Annotated in this window: 25 protein-coding genes and 1 tRNA gene; 8 read left to right on the top strand and 18 right to left on the bottom strand. The window is 59.5% G+C overall.

The features are described 5' to 3' along the window. Window positions 1-43: 43 nt before the first annotated feature. Both AC1DNW_RS27130 and AC1DNW_RS27125 read left to right on the top strand, forming a co-directional pair. Window positions 44-586 carry a hypothetical protein gene (locus AC1DNW_RS27130; RefSeq protein WP_113311528.1) on the top strand — a complete coding sequence of 181 codons (543 nt, stop codon included), beginning with the start codon at window positions 44-46 and terminating at the stop codon, window positions 584-586. Between the two features lie 240 nt (window positions 587-826). Next, entirely contained in the window at window positions 827-1,477 is a 651-nt protein-coding gene (locus AC1DNW_RS27125; RefSeq protein WP_477854929.1) for a hypothetical protein, read from the top strand. 31 nt (window positions 1,478-1,508) lie between these two features. Here AC1DNW_RS27125 and AC1DNW_RS27120 read toward each other — a convergent pair whose 3' ends face one another. The 3 genes from AC1DNW_RS27120 to AC1DNW_RS27110 all read right to left on the bottom strand — a co-directional run bounded on the left by AC1DNW_RS27120 (window position 1,509) and on the right by AC1DNW_RS27110 (window position 3,553). Continuing rightward, entirely contained in the window at window positions 1,509-2,303 is a 795-nt protein-coding gene (locus AC1DNW_RS27120; protein ID WP_113311530.1) for an anti-sigma factor, read from the bottom strand. Then, on the bottom strand, window positions 2,300-2,905 hold the full coding sequence (locus AC1DNW_RS27115; protein WP_113311531.1) for an RNA polymerase sigma factor: 606 nt from the start codon (window positions 2,903-2,905) through the stop codon (window positions 2,300-2,302). Before AC1DNW_RS27115 ends, AC1DNW_RS27120 begins: the two co-directional genes overlap by 4 nt. A gap of 111 nt (window positions 2,906-3,016) precedes the next feature. Continuing rightward, window positions 3,017-3,553, bottom strand: coding sequence for a tetratricopeptide repeat protein (locus tag AC1DNW_RS27110; protein ID WP_113300680.1), 537 nt, complete (start codon window positions 3,551-3,553; stop codon window positions 3,017-3,019). Between the two features lie 172 nt (window positions 3,554-3,725). Here AC1DNW_RS27110 and AC1DNW_RS27105 point away from each other — a divergent pair, with 172 nt between their 5' ends. The 3 genes from AC1DNW_RS27105 (at window position 3,726) to AC1DNW_RS27095 (ending at window position 6,602) form a co-directional block, all read left to right on the top strand. Next, window positions 3,726-4,778, top strand: coding sequence for a type III polyketide synthase (locus AC1DNW_RS27105; RefSeq protein ID WP_113311571.1), 1,053 nt, complete (start codon window positions 3,726-3,728; stop codon window positions 4,776-4,778). After that, a complete protein-coding gene (locus AC1DNW_RS27100; protein WP_113311532.1) occupies window positions 4,775-5,278 on the top strand; it encodes an isoprenylcysteine carboxylmethyltransferase family protein in 504 nt (167 codons plus the stop codon). Before AC1DNW_RS27105 ends, AC1DNW_RS27100 begins: the two co-directional genes overlap by 4 nt. Window positions 5,279-5,354: 76 nt before the next feature. Beyond that, window positions 5,355-6,602 carry an NAD(P)/FAD-dependent oxidoreductase gene (locus AC1DNW_RS27095; protein WP_477854928.1) on the top strand — a complete coding sequence of 416 codons (1,248 nt, stop codon included), beginning with the start codon at window positions 5,355-5,357 and terminating at the stop codon, window positions 6,600-6,602. Here the strand turns inward: AC1DNW_RS27095 and AC1DNW_RS27090 are convergent. The 9 genes from AC1DNW_RS27090 to AC1DNW_RS27050 all read right to left on the bottom strand — a co-directional run bounded on the left by AC1DNW_RS27090 (window position 6,592) and on the right by AC1DNW_RS27050 (window position 15,049). Continuing rightward, window positions 6,592-7,128: a gluconokinase gene (locus tag AC1DNW_RS27090; protein WP_113311534.1), complete on the bottom strand. Its 537-nt coding sequence runs from the start codon at window positions 7,126-7,128 to the stop codon at window positions 6,592-6,594. The two genes, AC1DNW_RS27095 and AC1DNW_RS27090, sit on opposite strands and share 11 nt — an antisense overlap. Before the next feature lie 144 nt (window positions 7,129-7,272). Next, window positions 7,273-8,115 carry a dipeptide ABC transporter ATP-binding protein gene (locus AC1DNW_RS27085; protein WP_113300684.1) on the bottom strand — a complete coding sequence of 281 codons (843 nt, stop codon included), beginning with the start codon at window positions 8,113-8,115 and terminating at the stop codon, window positions 7,273-7,275. Further along, on the bottom strand, window positions 8,115-8,966 hold the full coding sequence (locus AC1DNW_RS27080; RefSeq protein ID WP_477854927.1) for an ABC transporter ATP-binding protein: 852 nt from the start codon (window positions 8,964-8,966) through the stop codon (window positions 8,115-8,117). Before AC1DNW_RS27080 ends, AC1DNW_RS27085 begins: the two co-directional genes overlap by 1 nt. 1 nt (window position 8,967) lies before the next feature. Further along, on the bottom strand, window positions 8,968-9,858 hold the full coding sequence (locus AC1DNW_RS27075) for an ABC transporter permease subunit (protein ID WP_113300686.1): 891 nt from the start codon (window positions 9,856-9,858) through the stop codon (window positions 8,968-8,970). Window positions 9,859-9,867: 9 nt separating this feature from the next. Next, on the bottom strand, window positions 9,868-10,872 hold the full coding sequence (locus AC1DNW_RS27070; protein ID WP_113300687.1) for an ABC transporter permease subunit: 1,005 nt from the start codon (window positions 10,870-10,872) through the stop codon (window positions 9,868-9,870). Between the two features lie 88 nt (window positions 10,873-10,960). Then, window positions 10,961-12,556, bottom strand: a complete 1,596-nt coding sequence (locus AC1DNW_RS27065; protein WP_477854926.1) for an ABC transporter substrate-binding protein — start codon at window positions 12,554-12,556, stop codon at window positions 10,961-10,963. After that, window positions 12,553-12,861: a hypothetical protein gene (locus AC1DNW_RS27060; protein ID WP_162748628.1), complete on the bottom strand. Its 309-nt coding sequence runs from the start codon at window positions 12,859-12,861 to the stop codon at window positions 12,553-12,555. Before AC1DNW_RS27060 ends, AC1DNW_RS27065 begins: the two co-directional genes overlap by 4 nt. Window positions 12,862-12,904: 43 nt before the next feature. Continuing rightward, complete coding sequence (gene rirA, locus AC1DNW_RS27055) at window positions 12,905-13,384, bottom strand: iron-responsive transcriptional regulator RirA (RefSeq protein ID WP_113300689.1); 480 nt, start codon at window positions 13,382-13,384, stop codon at window positions 12,905-12,907. A gap of 168 nt (window positions 13,385-13,552) precedes the next feature. Further along, window positions 13,553-15,049, bottom strand: a complete 1,497-nt coding sequence (locus tag AC1DNW_RS27050) for a CoA-acylating methylmalonate-semialdehyde dehydrogenase (RefSeq protein WP_477854925.1) — start codon at window positions 15,047-15,049, stop codon at window positions 13,553-13,555. A gap of 173 nt (window positions 15,050-15,222) precedes the next feature. Between AC1DNW_RS27050 and AC1DNW_RS27045 the strand changes: the two genes are divergently transcribed. Beyond that, the gene (locus tag AC1DNW_RS27045; RefSeq protein WP_113311536.1) at window positions 15,223-15,537 is read left to right on the top strand and encodes a putative quinol monooxygenase; all 315 of its coding nucleotides are present in this window, start codon (window positions 15,223-15,225) and stop codon (window positions 15,535-15,537) included. Next, on the top strand, window positions 15,534-16,415 hold the full coding sequence (locus AC1DNW_RS27040) for a LysR family transcriptional regulator (protein ID WP_113311537.1): 882 nt from the start codon (window positions 15,534-15,536) through the stop codon (window positions 16,413-16,415). The genes AC1DNW_RS27045 and AC1DNW_RS27040 overlap by 4 nt, the downstream gene beginning before the upstream one ends. A gap of 39 nt (window positions 16,416-16,454) precedes the next feature. Here AC1DNW_RS27040 and AC1DNW_RS27035 read toward each other — a convergent pair whose 3' ends face one another. The 5 genes from AC1DNW_RS27035 to AC1DNW_RS27015 all read right to left on the bottom strand — a co-directional run bounded on the left by AC1DNW_RS27035 (window position 16,455) and on the right by AC1DNW_RS27015 (window position 18,353). After that, window positions 16,455-16,655 (bottom strand): MSCRAMM family adhesin, encoded by a 201-nt coding sequence (locus AC1DNW_RS27035; RefSeq protein WP_113311538.1) that lies wholly within the window; start codon window positions 16,653-16,655, stop codon window positions 16,455-16,457. A 30-nt stretch (window positions 16,656-16,685) separates the two neighbouring features. Next, a complete protein-coding gene (locus tag AC1DNW_RS27030; protein WP_113311539.1) occupies window positions 16,686-17,123 on the bottom strand; it encodes a DUF4174 domain-containing protein in 438 nt (145 codons plus the stop codon). A 108-nt stretch (window positions 17,124-17,231) separates the two neighbouring features. Beyond that, window positions 17,232-17,471 (bottom strand): helix-turn-helix domain-containing protein, encoded by a 240-nt coding sequence (locus AC1DNW_RS27025; protein WP_113300695.1) that lies wholly within the window; start codon window positions 17,469-17,471, stop codon window positions 17,232-17,234. A gap of 224 nt (window positions 17,472-17,695) precedes the next feature. Beyond that, window positions 17,696-17,772 (bottom strand) — tRNA-His (locus AC1DNW_RS27020). Between the two features lie 131 nt (window positions 17,773-17,903). Next, window positions 17,904-18,353 carry a phasin gene (locus AC1DNW_RS27015; RefSeq protein WP_113300696.1) on the bottom strand — a complete coding sequence of 150 codons (450 nt, stop codon included), beginning with the start codon at window positions 18,351-18,353 and terminating at the stop codon, window positions 17,904-17,906. Between the two features lie 214 nt (window positions 18,354-18,567). Here AC1DNW_RS27015 and AC1DNW_RS27010 point away from each other — a divergent pair, with 214 nt between their 5' ends. Beyond that, window positions 18,568-22,314, top strand: coding sequence for an ATP-binding protein (locus tag AC1DNW_RS27010; RefSeq protein WP_477854924.1), 3,747 nt, complete (start codon window positions 18,568-18,570; stop codon window positions 22,312-22,314). A 276-nt stretch (window positions 22,315-22,590) separates the two neighbouring features. Here the strand turns inward: AC1DNW_RS27010 and AC1DNW_RS27005 are convergent, their stop codons facing one another. Continuing rightward, entirely contained in the window at window positions 22,591-24,543 is a 1,953-nt protein-coding gene (locus AC1DNW_RS27005; protein ID WP_477854923.1) for an acetoacetate--CoA ligase, read from the bottom strand. Window positions 24,544-24,648 lie beyond the last annotated feature (105 nt).

The following is a 24,648-nucleotide window of genomic DNA, read 5'->3' as shown; positions in this document are numbered from 1 at the left end:
CCGCCGATAGAATCACCGTGACTCCCTGGAGACGGTTCGAGCCATGAAGACCTTTTCTGCCCTGTTGCTGACGGCACTTCTCATTCCRGCCACCGCCCGGAGCGAGACGGAATGGATGGGCGATGCGCGGCAGTGGTCGGTCGGGTTCGTTGGTGAGAAGCCCTCCTATTGCCGGCTGGTCTGGAACAATGAACTCGGCAAGACGGTCGAATTCCGCCAGAGCCTCGACAGCGTCATGTGGCTCGTTTCGAAGGATGGCTGGGATATTCCGGAGGGCACCACAACCAAGGTGACACTTGTCGGGTATTCCGGCACCAAGGCCGTAGCGGCCGAATTCTTCGACAGCAAGACGCTTCGCGTCCTGCCTGCGGATGAGAAGACGGGCGTTGCCCAGATCAAGAAGATGCTCAAGAATTCCTTTATCGGCACGCCGGATATGGAGCTGGATTTTGCCGGAAATGAAGAGAAATGGGTGGTGCCCCTCTCGCGGCTCCAGCAGATGTATACGACCTACGTCAATTGCTTGAACCGCCTCGTCCCCGCCAATCAGGCCAGCCAGGTTTCCGACAAGACCCAACCGTTCTGAAGCGTGTTGCAATTTTTCAGATTTGCGCGCCACGCTTCAAATTTGTTTGAGGCAGGTCGTTATTGGAAAACCGCTGAACACTTTTGCGCGACATGCTTTCGGCGTTCGCATTCTGCGTCGCCACGTCGCAGCAGCGCGCCACAAATTTGGCCCGCGCCACAATGATCATCCTGGTCGTGCCCGCTGCACTTCATTCGCGCGGGAAATCGGATGGTGATCTTCCCGTTTCAGGAGGCCATTGTGCAGAGGCTTCGTATCGCATTTCTCATAAGCGCCGTGGCAATCGCAGCAGCCGAGCTTGCCGGCCCGGCTTCGGCTGAGGATGTCGCCCACAAATCAACCGATACCCATGTGCTCGTCGTGCGACTGCCGGATGGTTCACTTGAGCGCATTCGTTACGCGGGTGACCGACCGCCGCAAGTCCGGTTCGACAGTCAGCCGGATTCGGGCTTTTTCGATCCGTTCTGGCCATCCGCTCCCTTTGCCGATCTAGACCGCATATCCGCAGCGATGGACCGCGAAGCTGCTGCAATGATGCAACAGGCCGACAGCATGATACTGGCATCTCAGGGAAATCTGACTGATGTCGGCCTCAACAGGCTGCCGGCCGGCATGCAGGGCTATTCGATGGTTTCGACCATGTCCGGCAACGGTGTCTGCACCCGCAGTGTCCATTACTTCAACAGCGCTGACAGCAAGCCGCAAGTCGAGAGCAGCACGTCGGGGAATTGCTCACCCGGCAAGGCGGCAGGCGCGCCGTTGCCCGCCAAGGCGCAGCGGCCGGCCCTGAAGCCGCAAACCTCTGGTGTCATCGAGGTCAACGCCCGGCCGCCGGTAACAGATGGCAGCGTATCACAGGCAAATCTTCGGCTTGCGAGCGCGGTGAACTGATGGATTACGGTCCAGTATCGTCACTTGCGCGTCAGACGGAAATCTTGCTCCGCACCGCGTCAGCGATCTCGGTCATGCGGTCGACCGGGGCGTGACCAATCAGCATGAAGGCGTGGGTAGCGTTCGCCCAGTAGACGACATTCATGCCCTTGCGGCCTTCGATATCGGGGGTTTTKGGGCCGCCGTCGGAGGCGACGATGCAGAGCGCCATGGGACCGGTCTCGGGATCCAGATAGGCGATCTGGGCGAGCGGCTTGCCATCATATTGCAGGATCTGGGCGCGCTTGAAATCTATATCAGGCAGAGCAACCTGCTCTGGAGAAAGCTGCAGGCCGAGATTGCCATCCAGACTGGCGAGCTGCGCTACCTGCACGTCTCTGGGCGGGACCGGACCGGCGAGCGTCTCCGGCGTATAGAGCGAGATATATTCGGCGACGACGGCGCGCCATTCGCTGTTTTCGTCCTTGCCCGAGAGCCCCGTGCCAAGACCGATCACGGCGCGGTCGACGGCGATGCCGGCAACGACCGAAGCAGCAAGTGCGCCGAGAAAGCCTCGACGGCTGACGAAGGCAGCCGGCCTTGCAGACCGGGCGGCAGGAATGGCCGATAGCATGGATTCGAGCTTTGCCTGCGGAGCGGCATCGAGTAGCGGCGCAAAGGCTTGCTTGTAAGGCAGGCTTGCACGCGCCAGGAATTCCAGCCGTTCGGCGACAGCTTCGTCGGCCTCGATCAGCGCTTCGATGCGGGCAGCCTCTTCGGCGCCGAGTTCACCATCGATGAAGGCGGTCAGTTCCTCGTCGGAGGGCATTCTGTGCTTCGTGCTCATTCAAATCCCCCTGCCGATACAGTCTCGGAGAGCTTCGCGCGGGCAGCTGCCAGCCGGCTCATCACGGTGCCGATCGGAACATCCAGTATGGCGGCGACCTCGCGATAGGAAAGCCCTTCTACATAGGCGAGGAAAACCGCCGATCGCTGCGCCTCCGGCAGCGCGTTCACCTGTTTCAAAACCTGGTTCGCCATAACATGCGTTTCGGTGTCGCGGGCGCCATCTGATATCAGCGTCTCGTCGGCATCGACGAAGCCCTGCCCCTGGCGAACGCGGCGGGCACGGATCTCATTCAGCCAGATCGAATGCAGGATCGAAAACAGCCAGCGGTCGAGCCGCGTGCCTGCCACGAACTGATCGACCCGCTCCAGCGCACGAACGCAGGTCGCCTGCACGAGATCATCGGCGACATCGCGCTGATGCGAAAGGACGAGGCCATAGCGCCACAGACGGGCAAGATTTTCCGTCAGGCCGCTCCTGATATCCGCTTCGCTCGCGATGGCCGCCTCCGCGCGTGTTGGCTGTCTTGGAACCGCCGGCCGGGCCGGCGATTCCGTTCTGGCGCGACTATAGGCAGGAAATGTGGTGTGTGCGACCGACATCCAGAAATACCCTTCAATCAACCTTGTCTTTCTCCTGCCCCGCGCAAGCGTGCAGCTTTGTTCCACGCAATTCCGGACGCAAGACCGCTGCACACTCTTGCTGGCATTGCTTTAGATCTTCGACGGATCGATGATCGCGGCGTTAAGGTCCTGATATTCCTCGCAACCGGTGCCACAGATCGCCTTGATCGTCGTCAGCTGCTCCTTGGCGAGATCGAGCTGGCCCTTGATGACATAGGCTTCGCCGAGATATTCGCGAACCTTGGCATATTGCGGATCAAGCTTCACCGACTGCAGATAGTAGGAGATGCCCTCATCCGTGCGGCCGAGCTTGCGGGTGGCGTAACCGCGATAGTTCAGCACTTCAGCGGTGTTCTGATCCTTGACGGTGTCGAGCATGGCGAGCGCTTCTTCATAGCGACCGGCCTTGGCGAGCGAATAGGCATAATCGGTACGGTTTTCGTCCGTCACGTTAGAGCTCTGCTGCTTGACGCACTTCTTGGTCTTCTGGTCGTAGATCTCGCCCTTCTTGCAGACCGGCATGGTGCTGCTATCGTTGCCGATTGCGAAGACGGGGCCGGAGAAGACGGAAGCGGCAATGCAGCTGCCGAATACGAGGGAAGCGATGCGGACAGTCTTGATCGTCATGGGATAACTCCTCAAAAAATGACGTTGCGAGGAGTGAACACCGCTGCTGGCAGCTTTATTCGACAGGCTTTCGCATTTTTCGATCACTGCTTCGTGAAGAATAGCGTACCGAATAAACCTCCGCGCCCGCGTGTTTTCCACTCGTTCCGCCGGGAACGACAAGGAGCATACCGTGACTCAATCCGTCAGACTTTTAAGTCTCGCCACTGCAGTGCCTGACCATATCATCACCCAGAGCCAAGCCGCCGCGGCATCCTCGCGCCTCTTTGGGGATCGCTTCAAGGAATTCCGCCACCTCGCGCGCGTCTTCGACAATGCCGGTATCGTAAAGCGGCATGCCGCCCGTCCCCTCTCCTGGTTTGAAGAGACGCATGGCTGGCAAGACAGAATGGAGGCCTATGAGGAGGTCGCCGGTTCGCTGTTCGTCGCGACGGCAACGCGCGCGCTCGATCAGGCGGGGCTGACGGCCGATCAGGTCGATTGCGTGGTAACGGTTTCCTCCACCGGCATCACCACGCCGAGCCTCGATGCGCGGCTCGCCGGCCGGCTCGGCTTTCGCGCGGATATCGAGCGTGTACCCGTCTTCGGGCTTGGCTGCGCTGCCGGCGTTTCCGGCTTTGGCATCGCTTCGCGGTTGGCGCGCAGCCGCCCGGGCGCCGTCGTGCTCTTCATCGCCATAGAGCTTTGCACGCTGGCCTTCCGTCTGGATGAGCTGACGAAACCGAACATCATCGCCACCGCCCTCTTCGGTGACGGGGCTGCAGCCTGCGTGCTACGATCAGGCCAAGGCGGCATGGCAGAAGTGGAATCGGCGGGCGATCACCTCTTTCCTGATACGCTCGACATCATGGGCTGGAAGATCGACGATACCGGGCTCGGCATCCTGCTGGCGCAGGGACTACCGCCCTTTGCGGAAAAGGAGCTCGGCCCGGCGATCGACGGCATCCTGGCGCGCAGCGGCCTCAAGCGCGGCGATATCGACCGTTTCATCTGTCATCCCGGCGGCACGAAAGTGCTGGCGGCAATGGAGAGCACGCTTTCGATGGGGCCAGACACGCTCGACATCGAGCGGTCGGTGCTTGCAGACTACGGCAATATGTCCTCGCCGACCGTGCTCTTCGTTCTGGAGCGTGCTATCGGCAGAGGTTTGCCGGACCGGGCGGCGATGATCGCCATGGGGCCGGGCTTTACGGCAAGCTGCGTGACCCTGCGGAGGGTCGCATGATGTGGCCTTCCATCACATTGCTGGCCTTCGTGACCGCCCAGCGGCTTTCGGAACTGGTTATCGCGCGCCGCAACACGATGGCGCTCTTTGCAAAGGGGGGGCGCGAGATCGCGCCCGATCATTACCCCTACATGGTGGCGCTCCACACGGGCTGGCTCGCCGGGCTGTGGATGCTGGCAGCGGGACAGCCGGTTCAGCTCTTCTGGTTCGGTCTTTTCATGCTGTTGCAGGTGCTGCGACTGTGGGTGCTGACCACACTCGGGGAGCGCTGGACGACGCGTATCATCATCCTGCCTGGTGCGCCGCTCGTCGAAGGCGGCCCCTACCGCTTTTTCAAACATCCGAACTACATGATCGTGACAGGTGAGATCGCCGCCCTGCCGCTTGCCTTCGGCATGCCGCTTTATGCGCTCGTCTTTTCTCTCCTCAATGCCGCCGTCCTGACTGTTCGCATCAGGGCCGAAAATGCCGCACTTAAAAGCGCAATGATTTTGAAATGAAATGCGATTTTTCGTTTGCGCCGCAGCATTGAGATGGGCATTTTAAGGCCTAAAACATAGCGGAATGCAGGGGAAAATGACGAAAAACGCAATCGTGCTCGGCGCCGGTATCGTCGGGGTTTCGACGGCCATTCATCTTCAACGCCGCGGCCGGCAGGTTACACTCATCGACCGCAAGGAGCCGGGTAACGAAACCTCCTTCGGCAATGCCGGCCTGATCCAGCGCGAAGGCGTCATGCCCTACGGCTTTCCCCAGCAGCTCGGCCTGCTGCTGCGCTACGCGCTGAACAACCGCATCGATGCGCATTATCATCTGAAGGCGCTGCCCGGCCAGCTCGCCTTCCTTGCCCGCTATTGGTGGAACTCCAATCCGAAGCGGCACGAGATGATCACCAAGGCCTATGCACCGCTGATCGAGAATTCGATCATGGAGCACAAGGACCTGATCGAGGCGTCGCATGCCGAAACGCTGATCCGCAGGGATGGCTGGATGAAGATCTTCCGCACCGGCGCCAAGCGCGACGAGGCCTTTACGGAAGCGGCCCTCTGGAAGGATCAGTTCGGCGTCAGCTACGAGAGCCTGAGTTCGGCCGATATCGCTCGCCTGGAGCCTGATATCACCGGGGATTTCGTTGGCGGMCTTCGCTGGATCGATCCCTGGTCGGTGCTCGATCCGCATGCGTTGACGCGTGCTTACCGCAGCTATTTCGAAAGCCTCGGCGGACGATTTGTGACCGGCGACGCGGCATCACTCGGGCCAATCGGGTCCGGCTGGAAGATCATGACGTCGGAGGGGTGGCTGGAGGCCGACGAGGTCGTGCTGGCGCTCGGCCCCTGGGCGGCGGTCGCGACCCGGCGCCTCGGCTATTCCTTCCCGCTCGGCGTCAAACGCGGCTATCACATGCATTACAGCGTCCAGGGCAATGCAGTGCTCAACAACTGGACGCTGGATTCCGAGCGCGGCTATTTCCTGGCGCCGATGAACCGTGGTGTGCGCCTCACGACGGGTGCGGAATTCGCCACGCTCGACGCGCCGAAGACACCGGTGCAACTCGACCGGGCCGAAGTGGTGGCCCGCACGATCTTTCCGCTGGGTGAGAGACTGGATCCGGAACCGTGGATGGGCGCCCGCCCCTGCACGCCCGACATGATGCCCATTATCGGCAAGGCGCCGCGCCATCAGGGCCTGTGGTTTGCCTTCGGCCATGCCCATCACGGGCTGACGCTCGGGCCGGTGACAGGGCGTGTGCTGGCCGAACTGATGACCGGCGAGACGCCGTTCATCAAAATTTCGGCTTATTCGCCTGACCGCTTCAACCCGTAACGCCGAGAGCGGCGAGAGCCTTCAGGGCTTCTGCCGCGATACCCTCGATCGTGTCATCGATATCGACGGTGACGACACCCGGTTCGCCCGTCGGTACTTCCAGCGTCTCCAACTGGCTTTCCAGCAATGAGGTGGGCATGAAGTGCCCCTTGCGGTGGCCCATGCGGTCCGTCAGCAGTTCTTTCGACCCTTCGAGATAGACGAAGTAGAGGTTGCCGCCGGCTGCCGCTCGCAGGCGTTCGCGGTAGATATGCTTCAGCGCAGAGCAGGACACGATGGTGCCTTCGCCCTTGGCAAGCGATGCCTTCATCGCCTCGCCGATGCGGTCGAGCCAGGGCATCCGGTCCTCATCGGTCAATGGAATGCCCTTCGACATCTTCTCGACATTGGAGGCAGGGTGAAGAGCATCACCCTCGACGAAGGGCAGATGCAGAGCCTTGGCTATCTTTTCGCCGACCGAGGATTTGCCGGAACCGCTCACCCCCATGACGATGATTGCATGGAGCGTTCGGTTATTCTCGGTCATTGCTCGTCTCGCTCATCGTTTCGACGTGGGATATCTGCGGCATTTAAGCATCTCCATATTTCTTCGAAACATGGAAATGCTCTATCTCTTTGTTTTCGCGCAATTCCGGACGCAAAACCGCTGCGCACTTTTGCTGGAATTGCTCTAGGAGGCCGCAGCTACGGCAGCATTCTTGCGTGCAAGGCGCGCCCTGATCGTTTCGACATCCGCACGCGGCGTCGCTGCAAACAGGGTCTTTGTATAGCTATGCTGGGGATCGTTGAAAACCTGATCCCGCGTGCCGTATTCGACTGCTTCGCCGAAATACATCACCATCACGTCGTCTGCCATGTAGCGGACGACCGAAAGGTCGTGGCTGATGAAGACATAGGTCAGGTTCAGTTCGTCCTGCAGGTCCGCGAGCAGGTTGAGCACCTGCGCCTGCACCGACAAATCAAGCGCCGAGACCGGTTCGTCGAGAACCAGAAGCCGTGGTTTCAGCATCAGCGCGCGCGCAATGGCGATACGCTGGCGCTGGCCGCCCGAGAACATGTGCGGATAGCGGTTGAAATGAACGTCCTGCAGGCCGACCTTCTTCAGCATCGCCATCGCGAGATCGCGGCGTTCAGCGGTCGGCGTATTGGTGTTGATGATCAGCGGCTCCATCAGGATGTCGCCGATCTTCTTGCGCGGGTTGAGCGATCCATAGGGATTCTGGAAGACGATCTGCACCTTGCGGCGGATTTCCGGCGTCAGGTCACCCTTGAAGATATCGACCTTCTTACCGTCGATGAAGAGTTCGCCCGCCGTCGCCGGGTCGATCATCGTGATGATACGGGCGAGCGTCGACTTGCCGCAGCCGCTTTCGCCGACGATCGCCAGCGTCTTGCCCTGCTCGACACTGAAGCTCACGCCCTTGACGGCATGGACCGTTCGCGCCTTCTTGAACATGCCGCCCGGCAGGTAATAGTCGCGAACGATGTTCTTTCCCTCGAGAACTGGCGTCATCAGGCCGCTCCCTCCACAGTCTTATTCGGATTGAAAAGTTCGCCGATGGTCGGCAGCCGGTCGCCGGTCGCATTGTCAGGAAGGGCTGCGAGCAGTGCCCGCGTGTAGTCGCTCTTCGGAGATTCGAAGAGCGAGAGCACATCGGCCTCTTCCATCTGGCGGCCCTTGTACTGGACGATCACCCGGTCAGCCGTTTCGGCAACCACGCCCATATTGTGCGTGATGATGATCAGACCCATGCGATGTTCCGTCTGCAGGCGCATCAGGAGATCGAGGATCTGTTTCTGGATGGTCACGTCGAGCGCCGTGKTCGGCTCGTCGGCGATCAAAAGCTTCGGGTTGCAGGCAATTGCGATGGCGATCATGACGCGCTGGCACTGGCCACCCGACATTTGATGCGGGAAGTGGCCGAGCCGCTCGGCGGGATCGGGAATGCCGACCGCCTGGAAAAGCTCGATCGCGCGCTTGCGCCGCGCCGCCTTGTCGAGACCAAGATGAATCCTCAGCACTTCCTCGATCTGGAAGCCCACGGTGAAGCAGGGATTGAGACTGGCGATCGGCTCCTGGAAGATCATCGACATATCCTTGCCGATGATCTCGCGCCGTTTGGCTCCGGACATGCCAAGCAGGTTCTGGCCGTCGAAGAGCATCTTGTCGGCCGTCACCTTTGCCGTCCACGGCAKGAGGCCCATGGCAGCCAGCATCGAGACAGATTTTCCCGAGCCGGATTCGCCGACGATCGCCAGAACCTCACCTGCGTCGACTTTCAGCGAAACGCCGTCGACCGCGCGAAAAGGCCCGGTCGAGGTTTGAAATTCGACGACGAGATTTTCAATTTCGAGAAGCGCCATCTCAGGACCTCTTCATCTTGGGGTCGAGCGCATCACGCAGGCCATCGCCCATCAGATTGATAGCGAGAACGGTGATCAGGATGGCGAGACCCGGAAATGTTACGACCCACCAGGCGCGCGATATGAACTCGCGGGATTCGGCGAGCATCGTGCCCCATTCGGGTGTCGGCGGCTGGGCGCCCATGCCGAGGAAGCCGAGGGCGGCTGCATCGAGGATCGCGGCGGAGAAGGCAAGCGTTGCCTGGACGATCAGCGGTCCGAGGCAGTTCGGCAGGATCGTCTTGAACATGAGGCGGAAGGTGCCGGCACCGGCGACCCGGGAGGCCACCACATACTCCTTTTCACGCTCGCCCATCACGGCGGCGCGTGTCAGGCGCACGAAATGCGGCTGGTTGACGATCGAGATCGCGATCATGGCATTGAGCAGGCCGGGGCCGAGCACCGCCACAAGCACAAGGGCCAGGAGCAGCGACGGGAAGGCGAGKATGATATCCATCAAGCGCATGATGACGATATCGACGCGACCTCGGAAATAACCGGCAACGAGGCCGATCAAGACACCGGCAACCACCGATAGCGTAACGACCACGACACCGATGAACAGCGAGAAACGTGCGCCGAAGATCAGGCGCGAAAGAATATCGCGGCCGACGGCATCCGTTCCGAGCGGATAGGAGAAGCTGCCGCCATCCATCCAGAAGGGGACGGAGAGCAGAAGCTGGCGGTTCTGCTCGGTCGGCGCATGCGGCGAGACGAGCGGTGCGAAGATCGCCATCAGCAGGATGATGAGGAAAACGAAGAGGCCGATGACGGCGCCCTTGTTTCGCGAGAAATAATACCAGAATTCCGTCAGGGCGGAGGGCTGGTCGGATTTTGCAGTTATCGTGCTCATGGACCGCTCCTAGTGTCTGATACGCGGATTGATGAAGCCGTAGGTCAGGTCGACGATCAGGTTCACCAGCATGATGATGCCGGCAATCATGAGAAGACCGCCCTGGACGACTGCATAGTCGCGCTTGAAGACAGCATCGACCATCCACTTGCCGATGCCCGGCCAGGAGAAGATCGTTTCGGTAAGAATGGCGCCTGCGAGCAGCACGCCGACCTGCAGGCCGATCGTGGTGATAACAGGGATCATGGCGTTTCTGAGCGCATGGACGCCAACGACGCGCAGAGGTGCGAGACCCTTGGAGCGGGCCGTGCGCACATAATCCTCKCCCAGCACTTCGAGCATCGCCGAGCGGGTCTGGCGGGCGATAACCGCAAGCGGAATGGTGGCAAGCACCACGGTCGGCAGAATGAGATAGCTGACGGCCGACGCGAAGGCGCCCTTCTGGCCGGAGAGCAAACTATCGATCAGCATGAAGCCGGTGACAGGCTTGAAGAAATACATCAGCGAGATGCGGCCGGAAACCGGCGTCCAGCCTAGATAGCCGGAGAAGAAGATGATGAGCAGCAGGCCCCACCAGAAGATCGGCATCGAATAGCCGATGAGGGCGACCCCCATCACGCTCTGGTCGAACCAGGTTCCGCGCTTGACAGCAGCGAAAACGCCGGCCGGAACACCGAGAAAGATTGCCACCAGGATGGCGCAGAGAGAAAGTTCGAGCGTTGCCGGGAAGAGCGTGAAGAACTCGCCGAGAACCGGGCGCTTGGTGACGATCGAGGTGCCGAGATCGCCGTGCAGCACTTTTCCGAGATAATCGAAATACTGCACATACATGGGCCGGTCGAAACCGAGATCATGCATGATCTGGGCGTGACGTTCGGGTGCCATGACACGTTCGCCCGACAACAGCATGACGGGGTCGCCAGGAAGCAGGCGGATGAACGAGAAGGCAATGAGCGAAACGCCTAGGAAGGTCGGTATCAGGACTGCGAGGCGCCCGATGAGAAATCGCAACATAGCAAGGTTGTCCAATAGTTTCCGGCGGTCAGGTGGAAGCCTGACCGCCGGTCAAGCCCGGTTTTAGCCGGGCAGTTTATCATTTTTCTTATTCGGCGATATCAACGCCGTCGAAGCGGTGAATGCCGAGCGGGTCCATATGGAAGCCCGACACCTTCTTGCTCACCGGAACGAATACCAGCGAGTGGTCGAGCGGGGCCCAGGGAGCTTCCTTCTTGAAGATCGCCTGCGCTTCCTCGTAGAACTTCGTGCGTGCAGCAACGTCAGCCGTTTCCTTGGCCTTCGTCATCAGAGCGTCGTAGTCCTTATTGCACCACTGAGCGCGGTTGTTACCGCCGACAGCGTCGCAACCGAGCAGCGTGTCCATGAAGTTATCAGGGTCGCCGTTGTCACCGGTCCAGCCGAGAATGACGGCGCCKTCGCGCTTCACGTCGGAGGAGAGCTTCAGGTATTCGGCCCATTCATGCGTGACGATCTCGACATTGACGCCGGCCTTGGCAAAGTCTGCCTGGATCAGTTCGGCGGCGCGGCGAGCGTTCAGCATGTACGGACGCGAAACCGGCATTGCCCAGACCTTCATGGAAAGGTCCTTGACGCCAGCGGCTTCGAGAGCCTTCTTGGCGCCTTCCGGATCGTACTTGTCGTCCTGGATCTTGTCGTCATAGGACCACATGGTCGGCGGAATCGGGTTCTTGGCAACCTGTGCAGCGCCCTGGAAGACGGCGTCGATGATCGCCTGCTTGTTGATCGCCATGTTCAGCGCGCGGCGGACTTCCGGCTTGTCGAACGGAGCCTGCTGGGTGTTGTAGGCGAGGAAGCCGACGTTCAGGCCAGCCTGTTCCATGACCGTGAGGTTAGGATCCTTCTTGAGCTCACTAACGTCGGCAGCATTCGGATACGGGATGAGGTGGCATTCGCCGGCCTTCAGCTTCTGGGCGCGGACAGCGGCATCAGGGGTGATCGCGAAAACGAGATCGTCGATCTTTTCCTTGCCCTTGAAGTAGCTTTCGTTAGCCTTGTAGCGGATAACAGCATCCGGCTGGTAGGCGACGAAGGTGAACGGGCCGGTGCCCAGCGGCTGCTGGTTGAGCTGGGCCATCTTGCCGTCAGCGGCGAGCTTGTCGGCATATTCCTTGGAAACGATGGAAGCGAAGTCCATGGCGAGGTCGGCCAGGAACGGTGCTTCCGGATGATTGAGCGTGAACTTGACCGTCAGGTCATCGACCTTCTCGACCGACTTGATGAGATCAGGGAAGCCCATGCCGGCAGCATATTCGTAGGAACCGCCTTCGACATACTTGTTCCAGGGATTGTCGGACTTGATCTGGCGTTCGAAGGAGAAGACGACGTCGTCGGCGGTGAGATCACGCGACGGGGTGAAGAAATCGGTCGTCTGGTACTTCACGCCGGGATGCAGCTTGAAGGTATATTCCTTGCCGTCGGGCGAAACCGTCCAGCTGTCGGCAACACCCGGCTCGATCTCCGTCCCGCCGTGCTTGAATTCAACGAGGCGGCTGTAGACCGTACGCGAAGACGCGTCGAAGGTCGTGCCTGCCGTGTAGAGGCTAGGATCGAAGCCTTCCGGCGATCCTTCGGCGCAATAGACAAGCGTCTTGGAATACGCGGCGGTAGCCATGACCGAAGCCAGGGCTGTCGCTGCGAGCAGGACAGAGAACTTTTTCATGATGTCGTTTCCCAGGTTTGTTCTTTTTTGATCTTTAGAGATCGGGCGCTCATTACCCCGATCAGCGGGCCGATGGAACGATATTTATTTGCTGAACGCAACGGCATCCGCAGAAAATTTTTCCAGAAAAGCAATTTTAGAAATTTTCGGTCAAAAATAGGCCCACATTTGCAAGATTGAAGCACGTTCAACCGTATTTTTGTCGCGTTTGGTATAATTTCGCGTCGCGGAAGGGCGTTGAGAACGGTTTCAACGGGCTCTGATATATCAACAGCCGTGAGCGCGAATGAAAAAACCACGGCCATGGAAAACAGCCGTGGTTCATGACGATATCAGAATGGTCAGATATCAGGCAGCCGGCGCCTGAATGGCGGGCTTGCGATAATGCTGTTCGCCGGTAAGGCCAAGCAGGAAATTGATCTGTGGCCTTGCCTTTACCAGATCGTCGATCGAATATTCGGTCAGCACGTCGAAGAAGGCGTTCAGCGCCTTGCGCAGCGCGGTGTTCAGGCCGCAACTATCAACCAGCGGGCATTCGACCGCGCCGTCCTCAAAGCATTCCGCCATGGCGAAGCTGTCTTCGGTGACTCTTACCACGTCGAAAAGGGTGATATCGGTCGCCGGCTTGCCAAGGCGTACACCGCCATTGCGACCGCGCACCGTCTCGACGAGGCCTGCCTTGTTGAGAGGCTGCAGAATCTTGAAAAGGAAGAGCTCGGAAACACCGTATGCTCTGGCAATCTCCGGAATCCGGCTCAAATGTCCTTCATTGGCTGCACAATACATCAACATGCGAACCGCATAGTTGGTCTGCTTCGTCAACCGCATGCCGATCTCCTAAATCATTTGTGGACCGTATATAGTGGGTTTCACAGTTTTGAACAATTCCAAAATATGAAATTCACATTCACGTTTCCCGCGACTGCTCGCCGCAGCGTTTCAAACGAAAACAGGCCCTTCTCGGGCCTGTTTCCAGATGGCGAAAGATAAGTTGGATCACTTCATCGTCGGCATGACGAATTCGGCACCGCCCTTGATGCCTGACGGCCAGCGGGCAGTGACGGTCTTGGTCCTGGTCCAGAACTTGATCGAATCGGTGCCGTGCTGGTTCAGATCGCCGAAGCTCGAAGCCTTCCAGCCGCCGAAGGAGTGATAAGCGAGCGGAACCGGGATCGGAACATTGACGCCGATCATGCCGATGTTGATGCGGGAGGCGAAGTCGCGGGCAGCGTCGCCGTCGCGGGTGTAGATCGCGACGCCGTTGCCATATTCATGCTTCATCGGCAGGTCGAGGGCTTCTTCGTAGTTCTTKGCACGAACGACGGAGAGAACCGGTCCGAAGATCTCCGTCTTGTAGATATCCATGTCCGGTGTGACGTTGTCGAACAGCGTACCACCGACGAAATAGCCGTTTTCATAACCCTGCAGCTTGAAGCCACGGCCGTCGACGAGAAGCTTTGCGCCTTCTTCGACGCCGCGGTCGATAAGGCCGTTGACGCGGTTATACGCATCCTTGGTGACCAGCGGCCCCATGTCGGCCTTGTCATCGGTATAGGGGCCGATGCGCAAGGATTCGATCTTGGGCGTGAGTTTCTCGACGAGACGGTTGGCGGTTTCCTCGCCAACGGGAACGGCAACGGAGATGGCCATGCAGCGCTCACCAGCAGAGCCGTATCCTGCGCCCATCAGAGCGTTGACAGCCTGGTCCATATCGGCGTCAGGCATGATGATCATATGGTTCTTGGCACCGCCGAAGCACTGGGCGCGCTTGCCGTTCATTGCAGCCGTTCCGTAGACGTAACGGGCGATCGGCGTGGAGCCGACGAAGGAGACGGCAGCGATATCAGGGTCGGTCAGGATCGCGTCGACCGCGGTCTTGTCACCGTTGACGACGTTCAGAATGCCAGCCGGCAGACCGGCTTCGATCATCAGTTCGGCAAGGCGGATCGGCAGGGATGGGTCGCGTTCGGAGGGCTTGAGGATGAAGGCGTTGCCGCAGGCGATTGCCGGGGCAAACATCCACATCGGGATCATGCCCGGGAAGTTGAACGGCGTGATGCCGGCGCCGATACCGACGGGCTGGCGGATCGAATACATGTCGATCGCCGGGCCGGCGCCTTCGGTGAATTCACCCTTGGCAAGATGCGGAATGCCACAGACGAATTCGCAGACTTCGAGGCCACGGATGACATCGCCCTTGGAATCCTCGACCGTCTTGCCGTGCTCGCTGGAAAGCAGCGTCGCAAGCTCGTCCATGTGCTGGTTCAGGAGATCGACGAATTTGAAGAAGACGCGGGCGCGGCGCTGCGGGTTGGTGGCCGCCCATTTCGGCTGCGCAGCCTTGGCGTTTTCGACGGCGGCGCGGAGTTCCTCGACGCTCGCCAGCGCGACCTTTKCCTGCACTTCGCCGGTTGCGGGGTTAAAGACGTCGCTGGTGCGGCCGCTGGTGCCGGCAACCTTCTTGCCGCCGATGAAATGACCGATATCACGCATGGGTGTTCCTCCTGATCTTTTTGGATGACGCAACAATCGCACTTCAATTTTCACAAATCAATGCGCTATAATAAGCAACCGTTGTGCGTAAATTATAGCTCTGTCGCGGTGGTTGATGCTCCTGCTTCAAAATTGGCATCGCACGCGGACAAGTCAAAGGGAAGGTCGAGACGATGAGCGGAAAACCTGTCGTCAGAATGGCGGAACTGGAGATCGATCCGGGCACGCTCGAAGCCTACCGGGCGCTGCTTACCGAGGAAATCGAGGCGTCCGTTGCGCTGGAGGACGGCGTCCTTTCGCTGAATGCCGTTTCCATCAAGGATCGTCCAAACGTGATCCGTATCCTGGAGGTCTATGTCGACAAGGAGGCATACGAGGCCCATCTGCGGACGCCGCATTTCCTGAAATACAAGAATGAGACGGCCGGCATGGTGACGTCACTGACGCTTGTCGACGTCGAACCCATCGTGATGCGTTCCAAGCCATGAACTGGGACGACGTTCGTATTTTCCTGGCCGTCGCCCGCACCGGGCAGATCCTCGCCGCATCGAAGCGGCTGGGGCTCAATCACGCCACGCTTTCGCGCAGGCTTACCTCGCTGGAAGAGGCGTTGAAGACGCGGCTTTTCATCCGCCGGACGAATGGCTGCGAGCTGACCGCCGAAGGCGCAGTCTTTCTTGCCTCGGCCGAGCGGATGGAAACGGAAATGCTGGCCGCGCAGGCCAATCTCGGCCACACGGATACGGCAATTGCCGGAACGGTGCGCGTCGGCGCACCCGATGGGTTTGGTGTTTCCTTTCTTGCGCCACGCATGGGCAGACTGATCGAGCGCCATCCGGAACTCAAGATCCAGCTCGTGCCGGTGCCGCGCTCCTTCTCGCTGTCACAGCGCGAAGCGGATATTGCCATTACGCTGGAACGACCCGAACAGGGACGGCTCGTCTCATCCAAGTTGACCGACTACACGCTCGGCCTCTACGCATCGTGGGAGTATCTCACGAAGCATGGAAAGCCCGAGGATGTCGATGGCCTGAAGGTGCATCCGCGCATCGGCTATGTCGAAGACCTGATCTTCACCGCCTCGCTGAATTTCTCCGGCGAGGTGATGCGCAGCTGGGACGCGGGTTTTGAAATCTCGACTGCGATCGGCCAAACGGAGGCCGTGCGTTCCGGCGCCGGCATCGGCATCCTGCATGACTATATCGCCCGGCAATACAAGGAACTGGTGCGCATCCTGCCGCAGGTATCCATCCGCCGCGCCTACTGGACAACCTACCACGAAAGCGCGCGCGATCTGGTGCGCGTGCGCAGCGTCATCGATTTCCTGCAAGAACTCGTCGACGAAGAAAGGCAGATGTTCCTTTAGAGCATTTCATGCTCCATCCCCTTGTTTTCGCGTAACTCTTTACGCAAAACCGCTGTACACTTTTGCTGGTATTGCTCTCGCGCTCAGATGCTTTGCCGGTTCCTCGTTTTCATCGGGGTTGGGGAGCGGCACTTCATCCGGCAGGCGATCGGGCTCCGGCTCCTTGATCGGCGGCACCGGTCTCCAGCCTGGCGAGGGCATTGGCGGCTGGTCGGGAAGAGGGTCGTTCGGGACGGACATGGCCGGCTCCTTTACGATTGCAATATTGGATTATTTGTCGTCTCTGACTGCCTCGGCAGCACGGACCGGCATGCTGTCGATGATGGCGAAGAGTTCGCCTGACGTGATCGGCTCACTGGCCTTCAGTTTCACGGTGCCATCCTTGCCAAGCAGGAAGGCGGCAAATTCACCCGTGTCAGGCACGTCCAGTTCCTTTCGAAGCGCCTCGCCGTTCAGCCCGTCGCCGCTTCCGAAGAGCGGTTTTATGCTCGATCCGACAAGCTTGAGAATAACCATATCCCGTTCCTCAAGAGCGGCGCGGTCGGCAAGCAGCTGGTTTTCCTGGCGGGCTGCGCGGGAGTTGTCGCGGTCGGCGATGAGAATGAACACGCGGTTCTTCCACTGGAACTGTTCGAGACTGGCGACAGCCGCATAGGCGGCATTCGTCTCGTCGATCTTCGTTGCGCCGTAAAGAAGGGTCTTGGACATACATATACTCCCGTCGACCGTTGAACGGCGCGGGAGGCGCAAGAGTTCCAATCATGTCCCTTAAAAGGGACGACGGCCGGTCGGAGATGCCAACCGGCCTTGTCGCACCTACATATGCAGAAAGGCAGAAACCGGAACCTGCAGCGCTGCAGCAATACGCCTTAGCTTTGCCGGATCGGCACTTTCGCCATTTTCGATTTCGAGGATTTCCCCATTGGCCAGACCGCAGGTAACTGCGAGGTCTTCAATACTGTAGCCAACCGCATCACGTGCGCCTTTAACCGCGGCTGCCACGTCAATCGGGGAAACAGCGGTCGATTCCTCAATATTCTGTACAGAAATGGACATTGAATTCTCCTATAATGCCTCGGTGGACTGTCCTACCCCCAAGCGGCAAGCCGCCAGCATTTCGCAATGCAACGAAAACAACGGGCAATTGCTGCATCGCACTGCTCATAAATAKGTAAACTAGTGTTAACGGCAATAGCAAAATGCGAGCAGGCATCATTTTGACATCAAAAAGCGCCGATGCCGTGCATTGCCGAACTGGCAAACCAACTTATGGGAGAGAATGGTACGGTTGGGGGGTCTCGAACCTCCGACCTCAGGTGCCACAAACCTGCGCTCTAACCAACTGAGCTACAACCGCACAATGCCGCGCACGCCGCGACGGGGGTCACATACGAGGACTTGAACTTTAATTCAAGCCCCGATTTGCGCTCAATATACAAAAAGGCTGAACATTCGGTCCAGCCTTTATTATCTATCGAGCCTGGCAGATCAGCCAATCTTGAAGGATGCCATGGCCTTTTCAGCAGCTTCCTTCGAAGGCTTTGCGACCTTCTCGGCAACCTGCTTGGTGGTTTCCTGAAGCGACTTCGCCTGCTCGACGGTCAATTCAGCCTGCTTGCGCAGGAAAGAGGTCTGAAGCTCGAAGAATTCGGCGACGGACTTGACGCCAAGGAGCGCCTCCATGTGGGAGAGCGAGCGTTCGGCATTGACGCGGAGCGCATCGATTGCCTTGAGGCCGATCTCAACGCTGCCGGCCTGCGCGGTCTGGACCGTTGCTTCCAGCGTCTTGCCTGCTTCTTCACCGGCGGACTTCAGCTTGGCATAGGCTTCCTTGGACTGCTGAGCACCCTTTTCGGTGAAGTCGCGGAAGGACTCAGCCAGCTTGCTCGGGTCGAAGGAGGCAATTGAAAAAACGTCGTCGGTCTTTATGGTAGCCATCGGATCGCGTCCTTTTAGATGGGCAAATCTGTGCCCGCGATAAATTGGATAAATCTTATATACAGCATCTTATTGTGCATTGCAACATCGTTGTGCAACGCACAATGCGTTAACCTTTCCGGCCGAAAGCTCCGTGCTCTTCTGGACCGGTCGCAGACCTGCAGTTATTAATAAGCTGTTAATTCTGAAGAGCCCGAAAGCGACAGGTTCGATCATGCCCGCAGTCCAGTATCCGTTCATCGATATCGCCGTGCATGTGCGGGTGCGTGAGCGATTCTCGCGTGGCGAGGCCATGGTGCTCTTTTCCGCTGATCTTTCTCGCCTGCTCTGGGCGAATGGTGCCGGCGCCGAGCTTTTTGGCCACACCGCGGTCTATGATCTGCTCGACCAGGGTGTCAGCCATGCCGACATCACCTTCCGCCAACTTGAGGCGACTGCCCGTCAGCTTGGCGAGATCGGCGCCCGGAAAACCTTCGTCATCCGCATCGCCAAGGGCTTTCAGCGCGTTCAGGCTTCCGCGTCGTCAGAGCTTATCCGTCTCGCTTCGGGCGAGAAGGCCATTCTGTTTTCCGTTCCGGTCTCCACGCCCCCGCTGACGGCGGGCGCCAATGCTGCGCAAATGCTGCAAGGCCTCGACGACCCGGATACGCATATGGCCGTGATCGGAGCCGAGGGCGAAGTCATTGCCGCTTCGCCCGGTTTCGCCTCGCTCGGCATTACGCAGCAGGCGGCAAGGACGCTGATCACGCTCGCCGGCGCCCATCCAGACCGCCTGGTAAAGCGCCCGGTTGCGACCGGCCTTGGCCACTTGCCGGCTGCCGTCGGCAAACTCAACGACGAGCCGGCACTCCACCTTCTCTTCGCMGTTGAAACCGCGATCGGTCATCTCGACCCGATCGAACCTTCCGTCAATATTCAAGAGAGTGCGCCAGCAGAAGCCGCAACGGACGAAACTCCCAGTATTGCCGCACCCGCGGCCGGCTTCACGGAAGCCGAGGCGATCGACGCAGTTTCTGGCATTGAAGAGGTCGAGGAGACACTGGAGGAAATTACCGGCGAGACCGAAGGCCCGGTTGAGATGAGCGAACCGGTCGAAGCCGAGGCCCAGTCCGAGCCGTCGGCAGATGGAAGCATTACCGAGCCTGAAACAGTGGTCGTCGATGACGCCAGCGAGCAGGTCGAGCAGCAGACCGAAGCATCTGCTTCCGAGGAAGAGATCGTAGAGGCCGGCGCGGGGGCTCCAGTCGTCGAGCGGGTTGAGCCGGCCGTTTCCGTTGCCGAAAACTTCGCAGCAGCACCCGTTGTCCCAGAAGAGCCTACAGCCGGCCCAAGGAAGAGCAGCTTCGTCTTCAAGCCGAACAGCCGCGCCACCCGTTTCGTCTGGAAGATCGATGCGGAAGGCCGCTTCAGCGAAGTTTCTCATGAATTCGCCGAGGCTGTCGGCCCGCATGCGAGCAACATCATCGGCAGCGCTTTCTCCGACGTTGCCGCCCTCTTCAACCTCGATCCGGAATCGAAGCTCTCCGAAGCGCTGGCGCGGCGTGATACCTGGTCCGGCAAGACGATCTACTGGCCGATCGAGAGCACGAGCCTCGTCGTACCCGTCGACCTGGCAGCTCTGCCGACCTATACGCGCAACCGCGATTTCGATGGTTTCCGCGGCTTCGGCGTGGTGCGCCTGTCGGACGCCCAGGAAGATCCCCTGGCGCTTGGCCTGGCGCTCGGACCCGACGGCATCGGCCATGATGCCTCCTATCTCGGATCGGCAAATGAAGCTGAGCCGCAAGAGACGGCACCGGCGGAAGCCGAAATGCCGCAAGAACAGCCTGAAGTCATTGCCGAAGTTATGCCGCAGACCGACGAGGCTGTGAATCCGGACGCTGATGTCGAAGAAGACACCGTGCCGGAAGTCGAAGTAGCGACGGACGTAACCATCCCGGAAGAGGCGTCAGCACCGGAACCTGTCGTCCAAGAACAGTCCGCCTCCGAGCCTGATGTTGCCGGTCAGCGGGAAGATCAGCCGCCTCGCGACAGACAGGAGGAACCGCCGGCGTTGCGCATTTCCGAAACGCCGAACCGCCGCTTCAGTGACAAGGTCGTGCAGCTTCACAGCGCCGGCAATGGCCTGACAGCCGCCGAGCAGGCGAATTTCCGCGAGATCGCCAAACGCCTCGAAGCCTTCGGCACGTACCACGAAGAACCGGTCGCCACGCCGCAGCCTGAACCTGATGTAGGAGAGGCGCCGGCGGCCGAAGAAGCCGTTGCCGAAACCCCTTCCGTCGGGCAGGCAATTCCGCAGGAAGCAATTTTCGAAGCTGCTGCGGAGCCACTGCTGGAAGAGGTTGCCGCCGAGGCCGAAGAGATCCCCGCAGGTGAAGCCGAAGACGAAGTGACCGAAGGTCTGCAGGAGACGGTCAGCCAGATCGAGGTTCTGACCAGTTTCATTCCGCCGCGTGTGAAGATGACGGACGGGCTCTCGGCTGCCACCGTCGATCTGCTGCCTGTTGCCGTGTTGATCCATGCCGGCGACCAACTGATCCACGGCAATCCGGAATTCCTGCGGCTGACGGGCTACGCTTCCGTCGAGGCACTCTCCGAGGTGGGGGGCCTCGATGCGTTGCTGCAGCGTCACGACCTTGAAAACGGTGCGGGCACGATGATGCTCGTCAAAGCCGATGACAGGCTGGTGCCGGTCACGGCCCGTCTGCAATCGGTGCGCTGGGAAGATTCCAACGCTATGATGCTGGCGTTGATGCCGGTCGAGAACCGGGAAGAAGGCAGGGGCGAGGTTATCAGGCTCGACCAGCGCTCCGACCGGATGGTGGAGAAGGTCGCCAAGCTGCAGGTCGAGGTGGAGGAGCTGCGCTCGATTCTGGAGACAGCGACCGACGGTGTCGTCGTCATCGGCACGGAAGGCGATATCCGCTCGATGAACCGCTCGGCTAGCGCCCTCTTCAACTATGACGAACAGGAAACACGCGGCAAACCCTTCGTCATGCTGTTTGCACATGAGAGCCAGAAGGCGGTGCTCGACTATCTGCATGGGCTTTCCGGCCATGGTGTGGCCAGCGTGCTGAACGACGGGCGCGAGGTGATCGGCCGCGAGGCGGCCGGCGGTTTCGTGCCGCTGTTCATGACCATGGGCCGCCTGACCTCATCCAACGGCTATTGCGCGGTCATCCGCGACATCACCCAGTGGAAGCGCACTGAGGACGAGTTGCGCAATGCCAAGGGTGCCGCCGAAACCGCCAATGCCCACAAGACGGATTTTCTTGCGCGCGTCAGCCATGAGATCCGCACGCCGCTCAACGCCATCATCGGCTTTTCCGACATGATGGCGAGCGAGCGCTTCGGGCCGATCGGCCACCCGCGCTACATCGAATATGCAAACGACATCGGCCGTTCCGGCCGACACGTTCTCGACATCGTCAACGACCTGCTCGACATTTCCAAGATCGAGGCAGGCGAGATGGATCTCGACTTTGCCTCCGTCGGTCTCAATGAAGCGATCTCGGAAGCGGTTGCTCTGGTCCAGCCGCAGGCAAACAGCCAGCGCGTCATCATCCGCACGGCCCTGTCGCAGTCGGTGCCGGATGTCGTTGCCGATCTGCGCTCGATCAAGCAGATCGCACTGAACATCCTGTCGAACGCCATCCGCTTTACGCCATCAGGCGGGCAGATCGTCGTTTCCACTTCCTATGAGGCGAACGGCAGCGTGGCGATGCGGGTGCGCGATACGGGTATCGGGATGACGCGCAGCGAGCTCGATCAGGCGATGAAGCCATTCCGCCAGGTTTCGTCCACGCAGTCGCGTCATCGTGGCGACGGCACCGGTCTCGGCCTGCCGCTGACCAAGGCGATGGTCGATGCCAACAGGGCAATCTTCTCGATCAATTCCGCGCCGAACGAAGGCACCCTGGTGGAGATCACCTTCCCATCGCAGCGCGTGCTTGCCGGTTAGGCGCCTATTTTCATGCAATTCCAGGCGCAAAGCCGCTGCACGATTTTGCTGGGAATGCTTGCCAAAGAAAAGGCAGCCAATGGCTGCCTTAGAGAGTTAGTGCTGGTAAAACAAGAGCTTAGTCGATCAACATCATGTTTCGGGAACCGCAGTTCCAGACCATCTCTTCATGTATGGTCTCCAAGATGGCTTCACCTTTGACAAACCTTTCTTAACGAAAGGTTTCCAAAACGCGGAATTGATCAACGGCAAAAGCTTGTAGTTTAGCTTCCTCTGTCAAACCTTCAGCTCCTCCAGTCCGGCAAAAAGCTGAAGCGACTCAGGGTTGGCGAGCGCTTCCTGATTTTTCACCGGCCGGCCATGAACAACCTMGCGCACGGCCAGTTCGACGATCTTGCCGGACTTGGTGCGCGGGATATCTGCGACCGCAATGATCTTGGCCGGCACATGGCGCGGCGATGCACCGACGCGGATGCGGGTCTTGATCGCCTTTGCCAGATCCTCGGTCAGCGTCATGCCTGGCGACAGACGCACGAAGAGTATGACGCGCACGTCGTCATCCCAGTCCTGGCCGATACAGAGCGCTTCAGCCACTTCTTCCATCTGCTCGACCTGATTGTAGATCTCCGCCGTGCCGATGCGCACGCCGCCCGGATTGAGCGTCGCATCCGAGCGACCGTGAATGATCAGGCCGCCATGTTCGGTCCATTCGGCAAAATCACCATGGCACCAGACATTATCGAAGCGTTCGAAATAGGCGGCCCGATATTTGGCKCCGTCGGGATCGTTCCAGAACATGACCGGCATGGAGGGAAAGGCCTTGGTGCAAACCAGTTCACCTTTTTCCTGACGAACCGGTCTGCCTTCGTCATTCCAGACATCGACGGCGAGGCCAAGGCCCGCACCCTGGATCTCGCCGCGCCAGACGGGCTGCAGCGGATTGCCGAGCACGAAACAAGAAACAATATCCGTGCCGCCAGAAATCGAGGCGAGTTGAACGTCTTTCTTGATGCCTTCATAGACGAAGGTGAAACCTTCGGGCGACAACGGCGAACCGGTGGAGGTGATCAATCGCAGGCTCGAAAGGTCATGGCTCGTGCGCGGCGTCAGTCCGCTCTTGCGCACCGCGTCGATATATTTGGCCGAGGTCCCGAAGATGGCGAATTTCTCCTCGGCCGCATAGTCGAAGAGCACATTGCCATCGGGCGCGAAAGGCGATCCGTCGAAAAGGCAAAGCGTAGCGCCGGAGGCAAGGCCGCTTGCCAGCCAGTTCCACATCATCCAGCCGCAGGTGGTGAAGTAGAAAAGCTTGTCGCCCGTCTGCAGGCCACAGTGGAGGCGATGCTCTTTCAGATGCTGGAGCAATGTGCCGCCGGCCGAATGCACGATGCATTTCGGTACGCCTGTTGTGCCTGAGGAAAACAGGATATAGGCCGGATGGGAGAAGGGCAGTCGCACGAACTCGACCGATTTCGGCTCATATGGGGCAATGAATTCGGCAAGCGTCTTGCCACCGGCGGTTTCGCGCGCGACCTCTTCTGCATCGCCGGCATAATGAATGACGATGGTCGGTGCATCGAGGCTCTTTGCGACATTCACCACCTTCGGCTTCACATCCTGCAGCTTGCCATTATACCAATAGGCATCGCATGCGATGAAAAGTTTTGGCGCAATCTGGCCGAAACGGTCCAGCACGCCCTGTTCACCGAAATCAGGCGAACAGGACGACCAAATGGCGCCGATCGAGGTGGCCGCCAGCATGGCTGCCACCGTTTCGGGCATATTGGGCATCATGGCGGCGACGCGATCGCCCTCACCGATGCCGAGTGCACGAAAGCCCTGCTGGAGCTGTGACACAAGCGCGCGCAGGCGATCCCACGACCAGCGGTCTTCGACCTTGTCCTCACCGCGGAAAATGATGGCATCGCCCTGCCCGCTTCCGTTCAGCAGATTTTCAGCGAAGTTCAGGCGTGCCTGCGGAAAGAACCGCGCATCCAGCATGCGGTCGCCATTCACGAGAATATCTGCGCCACGCTCTCCCTTCACGCCGCAGAAATCCCACAAGGTCGACCAGAAGCGTTCCCGATCGGCGATCGACCAGGCATGCAGATCCTCAAAGCTTTTCAAGACGAGACCGAAGTCTTCATTGCAGCGCTGCATGAAGGCGTGGATCGGGCTATTTTCGATCGCGTCTTCAGTGGGCTTCCAAAGCGGCTGTTTTTCCTGCATTCATTCCTCCTCCCCAATGCGGGACTTATATCATGCTGCAATGCGTTATAAAGTGTGCAACGGCGCGATCCGCGGCGCGTGGGATTTGCATATGCCCGGTATTTC

It is taken from the genome of Rhizobium sp. 05L429, from assembly GCF_056397645.1.
This window is presented reverse-complemented; position numbering and strand designations above follow the sequence as displayed.